The organism is Bartonella sp. LJL80, from assembly GCF_054871565.1.
The window spans coordinates 1-1,509 of sequence record NZ_JBTXLM010000029.1; the positions used below are offsets into that span (position 1 = coordinate 1).

Genomic DNA, 1,509 nt, shown 5'->3' on the forward strand with positions numbered 1-1,509 from the left:
AATTGGAAGATGGTGACCATTCGATCACCACGACAGTGACGGATCCGGCTGGCAATGAGAGTGATCCAAGTGACTCGCTTGACTTCACCATTGACAGTTCAAAGGTTGAGATCACGATCACCAAGGTGATTGACGATCAGGATCCAGTTTTGGGCAATATCACCAGTGGTGGTGTGACCAATGACCGGACACCGACCTTTGTTGGTAAAGCCAATCCGAATGCGACAGTGACCATTACCGACCAGAATGGCAAGGTGATTGGTACGGCTGTTGCCAATGCTGCAGGTGAGTGGACATTGACGCCGCAAACACCGCTTGATGAAGGCAGCTACCAGTTTACAGCCACCGCGAAGAATGCGGCGGGCAATGATGCCTCGACCGGCTTTGATATGACGATTGACCTGACCGCGCCGAAAGCGCCGGTGATTGACAAGGTCATTGACGATGTTGGCGAGAAGCAGGGCGAGATCATCTCGGGCCAGCCGACCGATGACCAGACACCAACGTTTAATGGTAAGGATGGCGAGCCAGGCTCGACGATCCAGATCAAGGACAAGGATGGCACGGTTGTTGGTGAGACGGTTGTCGACAAGGATGGCAACTGGACAATTACCACTCGTCCATTGGGCGAGGGTGATCATGATCTGACGATTACTGCAACCGATCCTGCCGGCAATGAAAGTGGCGGCACAGACTTCACGGTTGTTGTTGACACGCAGGGACCGTCTGCAACGGCCTCGCTTGTTGCTATCAGTGAAGATCGTGGTTCTGATCCGACCGACTTCCTGACAAGCGACAATACGCTTGTCTATAAGATCAATGTGACGGGCACGCTTGAAAGCGGCGACACGGTATGGATGCGTATTGTCAAGTCTGACGGTACATCCAGTGAATGGCTGCAGGCTACATTGCAGTCGGATGGCAGTTATGCGGTTGACCGCAACCAGCCACAATTTGCTCTTGCCGATGGCACATACACCATCGAAACCATCGTGCGCGACAGTGCTGGCAATGCCTCAAAATCAAACGATCAAGGCATTGAGATTGATACAACAGGCCAGCCTTCCGATCAGGTGACGGTAACGATTGACTCTTATTATGACAATCATGCGCCACAGGAAGGTGTGTTCGGGAATGGCACTTCAACCAACGACACGTCACCTTTGTTGCAGGGTAAGGCAAGCGGTTATGAAGCGGGTTCTTATATCCAGCTTTACCGTGTTCTGGCCAATGGCGATCAGGAATATGTTGGCCAGGCTGTTTTGGGTGAGAATGGCGATTGGAGCTATCAGCTTGATGGCTTGAGTGATGGCAGCTATTCCTATGTTGCTGTTGTCGCCGATCAGGCCGGCAATGCGTCGAAGACTTCGGATGCGTTCGGCTTTACGGTTGATACGGTTGCGCCTTCAGCTGATGATGTCAAGATTTTAGGTTTGACGGATGATGTGTTGCCAAGTATTGGCGAGATTGGCCGTGGTGGGACGACAGATGATACGACGCCGACCTTGC

General features: G+C 52.4%; 1 protein-coding gene. It reads left to right on the forward strand.

The genetic code is table 11. The features are described 5' to 3' along the window. On the forward strand, nt 1–1,509 hold a 1,509-nt coding region (locus ACYSNS_RS14510; RefSeq protein ID WP_461723892.1), incomplete at both ends, for an Ig-like domain-containing protein.